The organism is Seohaeicola saemankumensis, from assembly GCF_042678485.1.
Taxonomy (GTDB): Bacteria; Pseudomonadota; Alphaproteobacteria; order Rhodobacterales; family Rhodobacteraceae; genus Seohaeicola; species Seohaeicola saemankumensis.
The window spans coordinates 176,569-190,765 of sequence record NZ_JBHTKR010000004.1 but is presented as its reverse complement, the minus strand read 5'-3'; the positions used below and the strand labels follow the sequence as shown (position 1 = coordinate 190,765).

The window sequence follows — 14,197 nt, the reverse complement described above, 5'->3', positions numbered from 1 at the left end:
AAACAATCCCGGCGCAATCATGACACGGCCTGTCATCTTGTTGACCCGTCCCGAAGCGTCATCGCACCGGATGGCGATGCTGCTGTCTGCTGCATTCGGTGACCGCCTTGAGATTTGCATCTCTCCCCTGATGGAGATCGTTCTTGATCCGCGATTGCCAAGCCTTGAGGGTATCAAGACGCTGATCTTCACCTCTGCCAATGGCGTTGCGGCCTATGTCGCCGCCAATGGTCCCAAGGCGCTGCCCTGTTACACGGTTGGCGATGCCACCGCACGTGCCGCGACCGCTGCCGGCCTTCACGCGATATCGGCGGGTGGCGATGCCGATGCCCTGATCGACCGGATAAAACAGGACAATGCGCCCGCTCCGCTGCTTCATGTCCGGGGCGCGCATGCTCGTGGCGACATCTCGGAACGGCTTGGCGCGGCTGGCTTTCCCGTGTCCCAGGCGATCGTCTATCATCAGAATGCCCTGACCCTGACGGAGGAGGCTAAATCGCTTCTGGATGGGTATCGACCCGTGATCCTGCCGCTGTTCTCACCCAGAAGTGCCGCATTGCTGGGCTCGGCCCCCGTCAGCGCAAAGGTTTATGCCGTTGCGATGAGCGAAGCGACAGCCGATTCCCTTCGGTTTGACGTTGAAGACATGCGTGTTGCGGCTCATCCGGATTTCGAAAGCATGGCGAGCGTGATCGCCGATCTGCTTCAGTCCGCGCCATGGGACAAAGAGAAACCACTGTAAAAGGATCAATGACTTGAGACAGTCAGCCCGTCACAGTAGGCTTTCGGGTGACGTAAATGTTTGCGAGACCAGATTCGAAAGGGTTGCTGCCGGTGCCGGACAAGAAAAAGAACTCCCCGAACCAGGAACTGCCCAGTGATCCGATCGAGGATGCGGTCATTGTGAATGATCCGATCTACGATGGCGAATCCCCCTCCAAGACGCAGACCGACGATGCCGAGACGGCTGAAAGCGCTGCTGCACCGCAAGACGCGGACACCTTGCAGGCGGAGGCGGATAAGGTTGGCACCGCCAGCGACGAGTCCGAACCAGAAACCGAGGCAGTCGTTGCAGACAGCACCTCCACTGAGCCAGATCCGCAAGACGCGGAGGGTGGCAAGCCTGATGTGGACAAGCCCGAAAAGCCGGTTGCTTCCGAAAAGGTTGTGATCAGGAAAGGCGGGTTCTTTCCGATGCTGCTGGGCGGTGTCGCGGCCGCGGCTATCGGCTTTGGTCTGGCACGAAGCGGTGTTCTTGAAGGAATGCCGCTGCCTGGGCTGGACACGGGTCAGGGCCTTCTGACGGAAGTCGAGCAGAGGACCGTCGCGCAACAGACCGCATTGTCGGATCTCCAGGCACGGCTTGCCGCGCTTGAGGCCGCCCCCGCGCCCGAGGTCCCACCAGCCGGGCCTGATCTTGGCCCGACGATCGAGGATCTTGCAACGCAGATCGGGGTTCTGGCCGGCCGGATCGACGCCCTGGAAGCCAGGCCGGTTTCCCAAGGCGGTGGTGTCGATACGCAGGCCCAGGCCGCCTTGGCCGATGCGCGTGCGGAGCTTGATCAGATCCGCGCCGCTCTTGAGACGCAACAGGCACAGATTGCAGCGATTTCCGACGAAGCCGCGCAGGCAGAAGCGCAGGCGCAGTTGACGGCAGAGACAACGATGAAGCGCGCCGCCGTCACCCGGATCGTGACCGCGCTTGACGCTGGCACGGGATATGCCGAAGCGGTGAACGATCTGACTGCCACGGGCGCAGAAATCCCGACGGTCCTGCTGGAACAGGCGGAAACCGGTGTGCCGACCCTGGCCGCCCTGCAAGCCGCCTTTCCCGATCTGGCCCGCGATGCTTTGCGGGCCGCGCGGCAATCAAACGGTGCGGGTGGCATTGGCGGATTTTTCGAGACGCAGCTTGGTCTGAGGTCTTTGCAGCCCAGAGATGGGGATGATCCCGATGCAATCCTGTCGCGCGCCGAAGCGGCGCTGCGGGACGGGCGGCTGTCGGATACGCTGGCCGAGATTGAAGGGTTGCCGGACGAGGCGGCAACACTATTGGCAGAGTGGCGCAGCCAGGCTCTGATGCGCGTGACCTTGATGGATGCGGCGCAGAACCTTGCCCAATCCCTGAACACGAACTGAAGGATAACTGAATGCTCTGGTCGCTTATCAAGATTATCCTGTTTGTTGTTCTCGTTGCCGCTGCTGCGATGGGGGCGGTCTACCTGATGGAGCTGGATGGCGGCGTTCGCATTGCCGCCGCAGGATACGAGATCAACCTGACGCCGCTTTACGCCGTGATCCTGCTGATCGCCCTTGTTTTCCTGGTCTGGCTGACGCTGCGTCTGCTGGCCTTGCTGGTGGCGGTGCTGAAATTCATCAATGGGGATGAAACGGCGCTCAGCCGCTATTTCAACCGTAACCGGGAACGCAAGGGGTACCAGGCCCTGTCCGAGGGCATGCTTGCGCTGGCTGCCGGTGAAGGGCGACTGGCCATGGCCAAGGCCAGCAAGGCCGAACGCTATCTGAACAAGCCGGAACTGACGAACCTTTTGACGGCGCAGGCAGCAGAGATGTCCGGCGATCGGCGCAAGGCGGAAGAAGTTTACAAACGCCTGCTGAAAAACGACTCCACCCGTTTTGTGGCCGTACGCGGGATCATGAAACAGAAACTTGCGGATGGCGATACGGCGACTGCCCTCAAGCTGGCCGAAAAGGCGCTGGATCTGCACCCCAAGCATGAAGAGACACAGGATGTTCTTCTGCGGCTTCAGGCCAGTGCCCATGACTGGGCTGGCGCGCGCCGGACCCTTGGTGCGAAACTCAAGTATGGAAGCCTTCCGAAGGATGTGCACAAACGCCGTGATGCCGTGCTGGCCTTGTCCGAGGCAAAGGAAGTCCTGACCGAGGGCAATGACATCACAGCCCGCGAAGCCGCGATCGAGGCCAACAAGCTGTCACCAGACCTGATCCCGGCCGCGGCCTTTGCCGCCCGTGGTTACATAGAACAGGGCAATGCGAAATATGCGACGCGGGTTATCAAAAAGGCCTGGGCTGCCCAGCCGCACCCGGATCTTGCTGCTGCTTTTGCCGCGATCGTGCCGGATGAAACACCGGCGGCGCGGTTGAAACGGTTCAAGCCGCTGATCGCCCAGCATCCCGATCATGTGGAATCGCGTCTTTTGCTGGCCGAATTGAATATCGCGAACGAGGATTTTCCCGAGGCGCGCCGCGCGCTGGGCGATCTGGTGGACACCGCACCTGATGCCCGCGTGATGACAGACATGGCCGCCATTGCCCGCGGCGAAGGCGCATCGGATGTCGTGGTCAAGGGGTGGTTGGCCAGGGCCCTGACCGCGCCGCGCGGTCCGCAATGGGTCTGCGAGAAGTGTCACAACATACATGCTGAATGGGTTCCGATCTGCGACAATTGCAAATCCTTCGATACGCTGGCGTGGATCTCGCCTCCGGCCGGGGCAGCTTCTGCTTCGACAGGGTCGGAAATGCTTCCGATGATTGTCGGCTCAACCCAGGACCATGGCTCGACATCGGATGACGATGTGCCGGATGCAGAGATTCTTCCCGATGAAGAAACGCTGCATCGTCCGATAGATGCGCCTGTAGAACCCGGGGACCTGGCCCGAAAATAGGTCTTTTCGATCCAGGGGCGGGGTGCTATAGCCCCGCCTCAAAGGCCGCTGTAGCTCAGCTGGTAGAGCACGTCATTCGTAATGATGGGGTCGGGGGTTCGAGTCCCTTCAGCGGCACCAAAAAATCCCAAACTATCAACTTGAAACAATCTCTTGCGCCCACGGGCCGCTTTTGGTTGGCCGTTCACATGCATGGAGCAGCCACCATGGCAGGGGGGCCTTGCCTCAGGGGGATGTGCCAGTAGAGTGATTGTAGTGTCGCATGTTTGGCCCGTCAGCCGTGATTGGAACCGTTCTTCCGATCCTGACGCCAAACCGGCCAAGTACCTTGCCAGGTAATGCAGAGGTTGTTGTTGAATGAGTTGGTTTGTCGAATACCTGAAGCGTACCGATCAGCGGATGCTGACAAAATGGATGCATTACTTTGAAATTTACGAAAGAGAGCTGACGCGGTTTCGGGCCCGGCCGATCACATTCCTTGAGGTCGGCATTTTCAAAGGCGGCTCGATCCCGATGTGGAAGAGTTACTTTTGTGAAGGCTCAACGCTGGTTTTCATAGACATTGACCCGAATTGCGCTGCCCATTCCGACCCTGGCACGCATGTCGAGATCGGCAATCAGGCCGACCCGGCGTTCCTCAAGGCGCTGGCACAGAAATACGGCCCCTTTGACGTCGTGCTGGACGATGGCAGTCATGTCTGTTCGCATCAGATCGCAACGCTCGAAGGGCTCTGGCCGCATATGCGAGACCAATCGCTCTATATGGTGGAAGATTGCCACACCTCTTACTGGCCCGGTTTTGGTGGCGGCTATCGAAACGAGGCAAGTTTCATCGAATTCGCCAAACGCAAGATCGATGCCATGCACTCCTGGTATACGGATCAGGACGAGCTGTTTCCCTTTGATCCGATTGCCAAGGAACTTGCGGGGGTGCGGTTCTATGATTCCATTGTGGCATTCGAAAAGTCCGTGACGGTCGAGCCGCCGATGTCAATTGCCGCCCAGAACGGGAAATTCAATGGCTCGCGCAAGGCGTTGCAGTTGCGCGGACGCACTTCGGTGTTCAAGGGCAAGGACGGCACATAGACATCGCCAGAAGACCAGGGCTGCATTTGAAACGTGCATGAAAAAGGTGTGATTGCTCACTCAAGCACCCCAGCTCCTGATCGCGGCCAACTGCGCGAAGGTCTGACCGTGGGGCAGGTTTCGTGCGCGAAACCTGCGTCTTGTTGCATCGGATACACCATGCTTTCTTGTCTCATGGGTCTTTGCGGATGCGGTCCTTAAGGTACTCAAAAACATCATAAAATTCCAAAACGAACATTTACGAACATAAATTGCTTTCCTTTTTCGGCATGTCGCGCCATATAACACCTATGATTCAGGCGTTCCGGAGTGATGCGCGTGACGACCCAACAGCCAGACAAGACGCTTGACCTCATCATCATCGGTGGCGGGATCAACGGGTGCGGGATCGCGCGCGATGCGGCGGGGCGGGGGCTTTCGGTGCGGCTGGTCGAGATGAACGATCTGGCCTCGGCCACGTCATCGGCCTCGACCAAGCTGTTTCATGGCGGCCTGCGCTATCTTGAGTATTTTGAATTCCGCCTGGTGCGCGAGGCGCTGCTGGAACGCGAGGTGCTGCTGAAAGCCATGCCGCATATCAGCTGGCCCATGCGGTTCGTGCTGCCCTATCACAAGGACATGCGGTTCGAGGCGGAAACCCCCGCATCGCGCCTGCTGTCCCGGATCATGCCCTGGATGAAGGGGCGGCGCCCCGGCTGGATGATCCGCTTGGGTCTTTTTCTCTATGACAGCCTTGGCGGGCGGCAGATCCTGCCGGGTGCGACAACCCTGGACCTGCGCGGCACCGCCGAGGGTGCGCCGCTTCAGGACCGGTTCGAGACCGCGTTCGAATATTCCGATTGCTGGGTCGAGGATTCGCGGCTGGTTGTGCTGAACGCGCGCGATGCCGCCGCGCGGGGTGCCGATATCATGCTCGGCACAAGGTTGGTGCGGGCCGAACAAGCCGATGGGTTGTGGCGTGTCACCACCGAAGATCGCGAGACAGGCGAGACCCGCACCCATCAGGCGCGGATGCTTATCAATGCGGCAGGTCCCTGGGTGGGTGATATCATCACCGGCAAGCTGCGGTCGAACATGCCCGATCGCGTGAGACTGGTGCGCGGCTCGCATATCGTGACCCCGCGTCTTTACGATCATGACAAGTGCTATTTCTTTCAGGGCGAGGATGGGCGGATCATTTTCGCCATTCCCTATGAGACAGATTTCACCCTGATCGGAACCACCGATGCCGACCATGATGACCCCTCGGTTGCGCCGGTCTGCACGCCGGCCGAACAGACCTATCTGCTGGACTTCGCCAATCGCTATTTCAAGCGGCAGCTGACCGATGCCGATGTGGTCTGGACCTATTCGGGGGTCAGGCAGCTGCATGACGACGGTGCCAAAAGCGCCACGGCGGCAACGCGCGATTACACGCTGAAGGTCGATGCGACCGCGGGTGCGCCGGTGCTGCATGTCTTTGGCGGCAAGATCACCACCTATCGGCGGCTGGCGGAATCGGCGATGGACAAGGTGGGCACGGTTTTTGACGGGTTGCCGGGACCATGGACGGCGGGCGTGGCCCTGCCGGGTGGGGATTTCCCGGTGGACGGGTTCGATGCACTGGTGGCGCGGTTGCAGCAGGCGGCCCCTTTTCTGGCGCCGCGTCAGGCGCGCCGCCTGGTGCGCGCCTATGGGACGGATGCCTTCGATGTGGTGGGCGATGCGACCTCGCTGGCCGACATGGGGCAGGATTTCGGCGCCGGTCTGACCGCGCGCGAGGTGGCGTGGCTGATGCGCCACGAATTCGCACGGCGGGCCGATGATATCGTGTGGCGGCGCAGCAAGCTGGGTCTGCGGATGGGGCCGGACCAGATTGCGGCGCTGCAGGACTGGATACGCGCGCAGGACACCGCGATGCCGGCAGCGGCGGAATAGCTGCACCCTTGTCGTCATCGCGCGACCGGATAGGGTGGGCCAGGGGCTTGCGCCCTGTCGGGGAACAAGGGGGAACAGATGCGCTATATCCTGGCCATTGATCAGGGCACCACATCCAGCCGCGCGATACTGTTCGACGGCCATATGAAGGTGGCGGCCATCGCCCAGCAGGAATTCGCGCAGCATTACCCCGCCTCGGGGTGGGTGGAGCATGATCCCTCCGATCTATGGACAAGCACCGCGGCGACATGTCGTTCGGTACTGGAAAAGGCGGGCATCAAGGCCGGGGATATCGCGGGGATAGGGATCACCAACCAGCGCGAGACAACGCTGATCTGGGACCGCAAGACCGGCAAGCCCATTCACACTGCGATCGTCTGGCAGGACCGGCGCACGGCCCCCCTGTGCCAGCGGCTGAAGGCCGAGGGGCATGAGGCAGCGGTGACCGAACGCACGGGGCTGTTGCTTGATCCCTATTTCAGCGGCACCAAGGTGGCGTGGATCCTGGACAATGTGCCCGGCGCCCGTGCGCGGGCGGCAGCGGGAGAGCTGGCTTTCGGCACCGTGGACAGCTGGCTGATCTGGAACCTGACCGGCGGGGCGGTGCATGCGACGGATGCGACCAACGCCGCCCGGACCCTGCTTTATGACATCCGCAAGGGGCGCTGGTCGCGCACCATGTGCGAGATGCTGGACATTCCCGAAAGCCTGCTGCCCGAGGTGCATGATTGCGCCGCCGATTTCGGCATGACGCGCGCCGATCTGTTCGGGGGCGAGATTCCGATCCTGGGCGTGGCGGGCGATCAGCAGGCGGCCACGATAGGACAGGCCTGTTTTCAGCCCGGAATGATGAAATCCACCTATGGCACGGGATGTTTCGCCTTGCTGAACACGGGCGATACGCCGGTGGTGTCGCATAACCGTCTGCTGACCACGATCGCCTACCAGCTGGACGGCACGCCAACCTATGCGCTGGAAGGGTCGATCTTTATTGCGGGGGCGGTGGTGCAATGGTTGCGGGACGGGTTGAAGATCATCCGCACCGCAAGCGAGACTCAGCCGCTTGCCGAACAGGCGGACCCGGTACAGAACGTGATCCTTGTGCCGGCCTTCACGGGTTTGGGCGCGCCCTATTGGAACCCAGATTGCCGTGGCGCGGTTTTTGGACTGACGCGCAATTCGGGACCTGCCGAGATGGCCAAGGCGGCCCTGCAAAGCGTGGGCTTCCAGACCCGCGACCTGCTTGAGGCGATGCAGGCCGACTGGCAGCCGCAGGGGGCGGGGCGGGTGTTGCGCGTGGACGGGGGCATGAGCGCGTCCGGCTGGGCGATGCAATTTCTGTCCGACATCATCGGCGCGCCGGTGGACCGGCCCGCAGTGCTTGAGACAACGGCCATGGGGGCTGCCTGGCTGGCGGGGATGCGCGCCGGTCTTTATCCGGGTCAGGAGGAGTTCGCCCGGACCTGGGCGCTGGAGCGGCAATTCACGCCCGCCATGTCAGAGGCGGCGCGGGCGGCGGCCTATGCGGCATGGCAACGCGCGGTCGCGGCCACGCTGTCTGTCTGACCCGATCGTCGGCGGTGCGGGATCGCGCGCAACGGATCTCGAATCAAAATCAACCTGAAGGCTTACAACCCGCATAGCGGTCTCACTTGATTTGGCCCGCAATGCGGAAACAAAGTTCGACGTGGCGGTCCATTGTTTGTATTAAAGATCGTGCTAAGGTAGAAAGTGGTCAAAAACTGGGCGGGCCACGCATAAGATCTACGCGACCCGACGCGACGGATTGCCGCCATTTTTTTGCCACAAATGTGCCATTTTTGCGCCACTGCCATCCTGTTCCCGGTGCAGGCCAGCGGCATGGACCGGTTTCCGCAGGGTCATCTATGGCCCCTCGATTGTTGCAGTAACGGAAACGACGGGCACCATTAAGACGCGTTGTTTCCAATAAGTTGAAGAATAAGCCCTAGATTGACCTGTTTTGAGAAAAACTACACAGGTTTCGCACCGCCCAGCATGCCCTAAATCACTCAACCGCTCTCCCTTGCAGGGGCGCGCGCAGTGCATTTCCCGATGTCGGTACACCTTGTCTCGAATGAGACTCCGTATGCTCTTTTGCAGGAATTAGACTCGCCTCCCGATTGACCTCAAGGCAAAAAAAGGGCTTAAATGAGGCATAGCCCAGTTAGGTGCAGAGTGGCCTTGGTTTATTGCAAGTAAGAACGTTTGCGGCCTTCCGGGGTCAAAGATGTGAGTGCAACTGCTGAACGAGCCACCTTCGCCATGTGCTGCCAGATAGGGCGAGGGTTACAGGGGAAAGATACAACTGTATCAAAGACTTGATGACGCGGACCATGAGTCCGTGAACAGCGGTCTTATGCCGTTACCCCAAGGCCCGGCACTCCGCTTCCCGATGATCGCAGATGGCTTGGTTCAGCTGCTCAAGACGCATTTTCGCGTCTGCTCATTTGGGGGAATGAGACTATGGCCTATGATTTGGGCGCATACCCGGACTCTGCCCGGGAACGTGCCGCAAGAAATGTCCTTATATCCGCGTCTCCAGTGCTGTCGTCGGAGCGTCTTGTTCTCTACGATGGAGTGGGCAAGCGCATTTTTGATCTCGTGTTTGTCGCCCTGATCGCCCTGCCCGTGACTCTGGTGCTGGCGGTACTGTCTGTCCTCATCGCAATGGACGGACATTCACCCTTTTACGTGCAGAAGCGCCTTGGCATGCATGGCAAGGTATTCCGCATGTACAAGCTGCGGTCGATGGTGCCGCATGCCGACAAGGTGTTGAGCGCCTACCTGGACAGCAACCCCGAGGCCCGCGCCGAATGGGACCACAACCAAAAGCTGAAAGACGATCCGCGCGTGACGCGGCTGGGTCGCCTGATCCGCAAGACATCCCTGGATGAGCTGCCGCAATTCCTGAACGTGCTGAAAGGCGATATGTCGGTGGTCGGGCCGCGCCCGATGATGACCGATCAGAAGGATCTTTATCCCGGCACCGAGTATTACGAGATGCGCCCCGGCATCACAGGCGCATGGCAGACCTCGGTTCGCAACGAGAGCAGCTTTGCACAGCGCGCCGAATATGATCGCGACTATTTCTATCATCTGTCCCTTATGACCGACCTGAAAATCGTGCTGCGCACCTTTGGTGTCGTGATGCGGGCCACGGGTCACTGACACTGCTGCAATCCCGCTGCGCCCCGGTGCTTGCCGCCGGGGTGCGGTCATTTTTATCTCAGGCGCGGGGGATAAGGGTCGCAAGCAAGTGGCAAATGCGGCAATCTGGCGGAACACCGGGCCGCGTGCGTGGGCTGATGTTGTCGTTACCCTGCAAAGAGAGTTGAGGAACGGGACACCACGATGCCGAACGGGTTTGCCTATCTGATGCTGGCGCTTTGGCCAATCGTCACAATTGTGATCTTTCAGAGGTTTCCGCCAGGCAAGGCCATCGTGATCTGCTTGCTTTCTGGCTATCTTCTGTTGCCGCCGCCCCCTGCGCAATTCGATCTTGCGCTGATTCCGGTGCTGAACAAGGAAACCATTCCCAATTTATCTGCGCTTGTTGTGTGTTTTTTCATGTACGGAGCACGGATGCGTCTGCTGCCGCAGAATAGGCTGGGCAAGTTGCTTTTGCTGATGTTCGTGCTCAGTCCGCTGGCAACGGCGATGAACAACGGCGAGCCGATTGTGAACGGCGCTTTCTTCATTCAGGGCCTCGGGATCAAGGAAGGACTGTCCATGGCCCTGGGCAACGCGCTGAGTGTGGTTCCGTTCGTGCTTGCCATGAACTTCCTGACGACTGACAAGGACCTGCGGTATGTTCTGGTGGCACTGTTGGTCGCGGGCCTTGCCTATTCTCTTCCGATGCTGCTGGAGGTTCGGTTGAGCCCTCAGATCAACATCTGGGTCTATGGGTATTTTCAGCACAGTTTCGAACAGATGATGCGTGGTGACGGGTTCCGCCCCATTGTTTTCCTTCAGCACGGCTTGTGGGTGGCTTTCTTTGCGCTGATGGCAACGCTTGCGGCCTTTACTCTTTTCAAAAGCGACAGATCGCGCGATCCGAAGGTCTATCTGATGGCGGGCGTTTACCTTGCCGTCGTTCTGGTCCTGTGCAAGTCGCTTGGCAGCATATTGTTCGCGATCTTACTTTTGCCGATGGTCATTTTTCTGGGGCTTCGCATGCAGGTGCGGATTGCGCTTTTGATGATGATTGTCGCACTGGTCTATCCCGTGATGAAAGGGAACAATCTGATACCGCAGAGGGCGATCCTGCTGAAGGTGGCCGACATCAGCTATGAGCGGGCCTATTCGCTTCAGTTCCGCATGATCCATGAGGCTGTTTTGCTGGAGCGGGCGCAGGTCAAGCCGTTGCTTGGGTGGGGAACCTTCGGCCGTGGTCTGGTGCATGATCAGAACGGCCGGTTGCTGTCCATTCCGGACGGGCGTTGGGTGATCGTATTGGGCGCGTTCGGCTGGGTCGGATATATCGCCGAGTTCGGTCTGTTGGCGTTGTCGGGCTTCATGATGTGGTGGAGAGTGGTGAAGCAGCGACCGATCAGGCAAGTGCCGCCCTGGATCGGGGGGTTGATGCTGATTTTGGGCGTCAACATGATCGACATGCTGCCGAACGCCACGCTGACGCCGTTAACATGGATGATTTCAGGTGCAGTGCTGGGATATGCAATGTCTGCACAGGTTGTGAAACGAAGACAGATGAGGGTGCAAAGCGTGATTTGATCGTCCAGCTATCACACCTGAGCGTCGGATTGCGGGGGATCCGAATGTAATTTGGAAGGCGGGGCGGTGGTCTGCGGACCCCGCTGATGGGTAACCCGGTTGAGACCTTTCCGCGTGTCCTGTCATGGCCGGATGAGGGTGAGGACCTTGCCACCCGGCGCCTGACCGACGAGATCCGCCTGGTCGCTATTCAGGAAATTCAGTTCTCAAACCCAGTTGAGACCCCAATTGCATTGACGCCTGAAGTTCACCCTTAAGTAGATTTTCAGCAGGAATCGAACATATTCTTGCGATTGTTGAGATTAATGGCAGCTGATCGTTTAAATTGTTCATGATTGCAGGCCAGTAGCTGCCATAATCTTGCCAAGATATTGCCCTTCATGGCACTCTGACATGGTAGATTTGGCATATTTGCCGAAATACCCGCCGCCTTGGGTCCTGACATTGGCCTTACGGGTGATTTAAACCAATTTCTTAGGATCTTACAGTGCTCAGCATCATCATTCCGGCGAATAATGAAGAGGCGTTTCTGGGTGCTTGCCTGTCTTCAATACTCGCCTCTGATTCTCCGGCCTGTCCCGTTGAGATCGTGGTGGTGGCCAATGGCTGCACCGACCGCACCGCGGAGGTGGCGCGCGGTTTCGAGAGCCGGGCACAGGCGCGGGGATGGCGGATGGAGGTGCTGGAACTGTGCCAAGGCGACAAGATGCGCGCGCTGAACGCGGGCGATGCCGCCGCGCACTGGCCGTGGCGGGCTTATCTGGATGCCGATGTCACCCTGTCGCCCGCATTGCTGGGGCAATTGTGCAAGGCGCTGGACGGACCCAAGGCCCGCTATGCCAGCGGCCGGTTGCGGATCACGGCGCAGGGCTGGGTCAGCCGGGCCTATGCGGCGACCTATCGCCGCGTGCCCTTCATGGCGCGGGGGGTGCCGGGCTGCGGGCTCTTCGCAGTCAATGCCGCGGGGCGCGCGCGCTGGGGCAAGTTTCCCGATATCATTTCGGACGACACCTATGTGCGGCTGCTGTTTCGCCCGGATGAGCGGATAAACGTGGCAGCGACTTATGACTGGCCGATCGTCGAAGGGTTCGCCGCCTTGGTGCGCGTGCGCCAGCGGCAGGATCGCGGGGTGCGGCAGGTGGCCGCGCTGTTCCCCGACCTGATGGCAAATGACGACAAGGCAAAGCTGGGCGTGCCGGGCATGCTGCTGCTGGCGGCGCGCAATCCGGTAGGCTTTGCCGTCTATTCCGCCGTGGCGCTGGCGGTGCGCTGGCGCGACAGGGGCCGCGCGGGGGCGGGCGCGGGCGCAGGTCTGCCTGACTGGAGCAGGGGGCGATGACCGACGGGGTTGTTTCCAGCGGCAGAATGCATGGGCTGCTGACGAGTGGCGGCCTGTCCGCTCGCCTGTTGCGGTCTTCATTCTTGACTGTTGCGGGGTTCGGGTTCTCGCAGGTGATGCGTCTGCTGAGCAATCTGGTGCTGACGCGGCTGCTGTTCCCCGAAGCCTTCGGCCTGATGGGGATTGTTGTCGTTTTCATGATCGGCTTGCAGATGTTCTCGGACGTGGGAATCGGGCCAGCGATTTCGCGCAGCACGCGCGGCGACGATCCGGTGTTTCTGGACACGACCTGGACGGTACAGATCCTGCGCGGCATCGTTTTGTTCATGGCCGGTTGTCTGCTTGCCTACCCGATTTCGGTTTTCTACGAGGAACCGCTGCTGTTCGGGATGCTTTTGCTGGCTTCGGTCCAGTTTCTGGTGGCGGGCGTAATGCCGACCCGGCGCGAGACAGCAAACCGGCATCTGGCACTGGGACGGGTGACACTTCTTGAGATGGCGGCACAGGTCGTCGGGCTGATCATCATGGTCGGGCTGGCGTTCTGGCTGCAATCAGTCTGGGCGCTGGTTATCGGCACGGTCATCGGCAGTCTGGTTCAGGTGACGCTCATGACCCTGTATCTGCCCGGATATCGCAACCGCCTGCGTCTGGAATCCGAAGCGCTGCGCGAGGTGATCCAGTTCGGGAAATGGATTTTCCTCAGCACGATCTTCGGTTTTCTGCTGGTGCAGGGCGACAAGCTGATTTTGGGCAAGTTTCTGGCGCTGGATCTGTTCGGGATCTACAATATCGGCTTTTTCCTTGGCAGCTTTCCTATGATGCTTGGCATGATGGTTGTCGCCCGCGTGCTGATTCCGGTCTATCGCGACTGCCCGCCGGCCGCTTCGCGTGAGAACTTCCTTAAGTTGCGCAAGATGCGGGTTCTGGTCACGACGGGTCTGTTGCTGCTGCTGGCCTGCTTGGCCTTCGTGGGTCCGTTGCTGGTCGATCTGATGTATGATGACCGTTACCTGTCGGCAGGTGCGGTTTCGGTTCTGATTGCCTGCATCAATATTCCGGTGGTTATCGGGCTGACCTATGATCAGGCGGCGCTTGCTGCGGGCGAGTCGCGCCGGTTCTTTTTTCTGACGTTGATAAAGGCCAGTCTGACCATTCTGGGTCTGTTGATCGGTGTCTCTGCGGGCGGTCTGATCGGCGCCCTGATCGGGCAGGGCATCGGCATCCTGGCGGCTTATCCCGCGCTGGTGTGGTTGTCGTCCAGACTGGGGGTCTGGGACCCGCTGCATGATCTTGGATTTGCCGTTCTGGGGCTCTTCGTGGCCTGCGGGGCGATCTGGTGGAACTGGGACGCGATCATGGTGTTGGCCGCGTAACGGCACGTAACAAGTTTGACAGTGTTTTGTCAGATTATGACCGTATTTGGCCGCTAACGCGGAACCGGTGTTTTGTAACGAGT

10 protein-coding genes and 1 tRNA gene are annotated in these 14,197 nt (G+C 59.9%); all 11 read left to right on the top strand.

Going from position 1 to position 14,197, the window contains the following annotated elements:
• The first annotated feature begins 19 nt into the window (after nucleotides 1-19).
• The 11 genes from ACFQ3C_RS10565 (at nucleotide 20) to ACFQ3C_RS10515 (ending at nucleotide 14,114) form a co-directional block, all read left to right on the top strand.
• Nucleotides 20-742 (top strand): uroporphyrinogen-III synthase, encoded by a 723-nt coding sequence (locus ACFQ3C_RS10565; RefSeq protein WP_380791476.1) that lies wholly within the window; start codon nucleotides 20-22, stop codon nucleotides 740-742.
• Between the two features lie 92 nt (nucleotides 743-834).
• Entirely contained in the window at nucleotides 835-2,139 is a 1,305-nt protein-coding gene (locus tag ACFQ3C_RS10560; RefSeq protein WP_380791474.1) for a COG4223 family protein, read from the top strand.
• 11 nt (nucleotides 2,140-2,150) lie between these two features.
• Nucleotides 2,151-3,647 (top strand): heme biosynthesis protein HemY, encoded by a 1,497-nt coding sequence (locus tag ACFQ3C_RS10555; protein WP_380791472.1) that lies wholly within the window; start codon nucleotides 2,151-2,153, stop codon nucleotides 3,645-3,647.
• 44 nt (nucleotides 3,648-3,691) lie between these two features.
• Nucleotides 3,692-3,767 (top strand) — tRNA-Thr (locus ACFQ3C_RS10550).
• A 279-nt stretch (nucleotides 3,768-4,046) separates the two neighbouring features.
• Nucleotides 4,047-4,733, top strand: a complete 687-nt coding sequence (locus tag ACFQ3C_RS10545; protein WP_380791470.1) for a class I SAM-dependent methyltransferase — start codon at nucleotides 4,047-4,049, stop codon at nucleotides 4,731-4,733.
• A 318-nt stretch (nucleotides 4,734-5,051) separates the two neighbouring features.
• Entirely contained in the window at nucleotides 5,052-6,650 is a 1,599-nt protein-coding gene (glpD, locus tag ACFQ3C_RS10540; RefSeq protein ID WP_380791468.1) for a glycerol-3-phosphate dehydrogenase, read from the top strand.
• A gap of 78 nt (nucleotides 6,651-6,728) precedes the next feature.
• Nucleotides 6,729-8,216 carry a glycerol kinase GlpK gene (glpK, locus tag ACFQ3C_RS10535; protein ID WP_380791466.1) on the top strand — a complete coding sequence of 496 codons (1,488 nt, stop codon included), beginning with the start codon at nucleotides 6,729-6,731 and terminating at the stop codon, nucleotides 8,214-8,216.
• 996 nt (nucleotides 8,217-9,212) lie between these two features.
• Nucleotides 9,213-9,839, top strand: a complete 627-nt coding sequence (locus ACFQ3C_RS10530; protein WP_380791464.1) for a sugar transferase — start codon at nucleotides 9,213-9,215, stop codon at nucleotides 9,837-9,839.
• A gap of 183 nt (nucleotides 9,840-10,022) precedes the next feature.
• A complete protein-coding gene (locus ACFQ3C_RS10525) occupies nucleotides 10,023-11,402 on the top strand; it encodes a hypothetical protein (protein WP_380791462.1) in 1,380 nt (459 codons plus the stop codon).
• Nucleotides 11,403-11,889: 487 nt separating this feature from the next.
• Nucleotides 11,890-12,741, top strand: a complete 852-nt coding sequence (locus ACFQ3C_RS10520) for a glycosyltransferase family 2 protein (RefSeq protein WP_380791460.1) — start codon at nucleotides 11,890-11,892, stop codon at nucleotides 12,739-12,741.
• On the top strand, nucleotides 12,738-14,114 hold the full coding sequence (locus ACFQ3C_RS10515; RefSeq protein ID WP_380791458.1) for an oligosaccharide flippase family protein: 1,377 nt from the start codon (nucleotides 12,738-12,740) through the stop codon (nucleotides 14,112-14,114). Before ACFQ3C_RS10520 ends, ACFQ3C_RS10515 begins: the two co-directional genes overlap by 4 nt.
• Nucleotides 14,115-14,197: the final 83 nt, after the last annotated feature.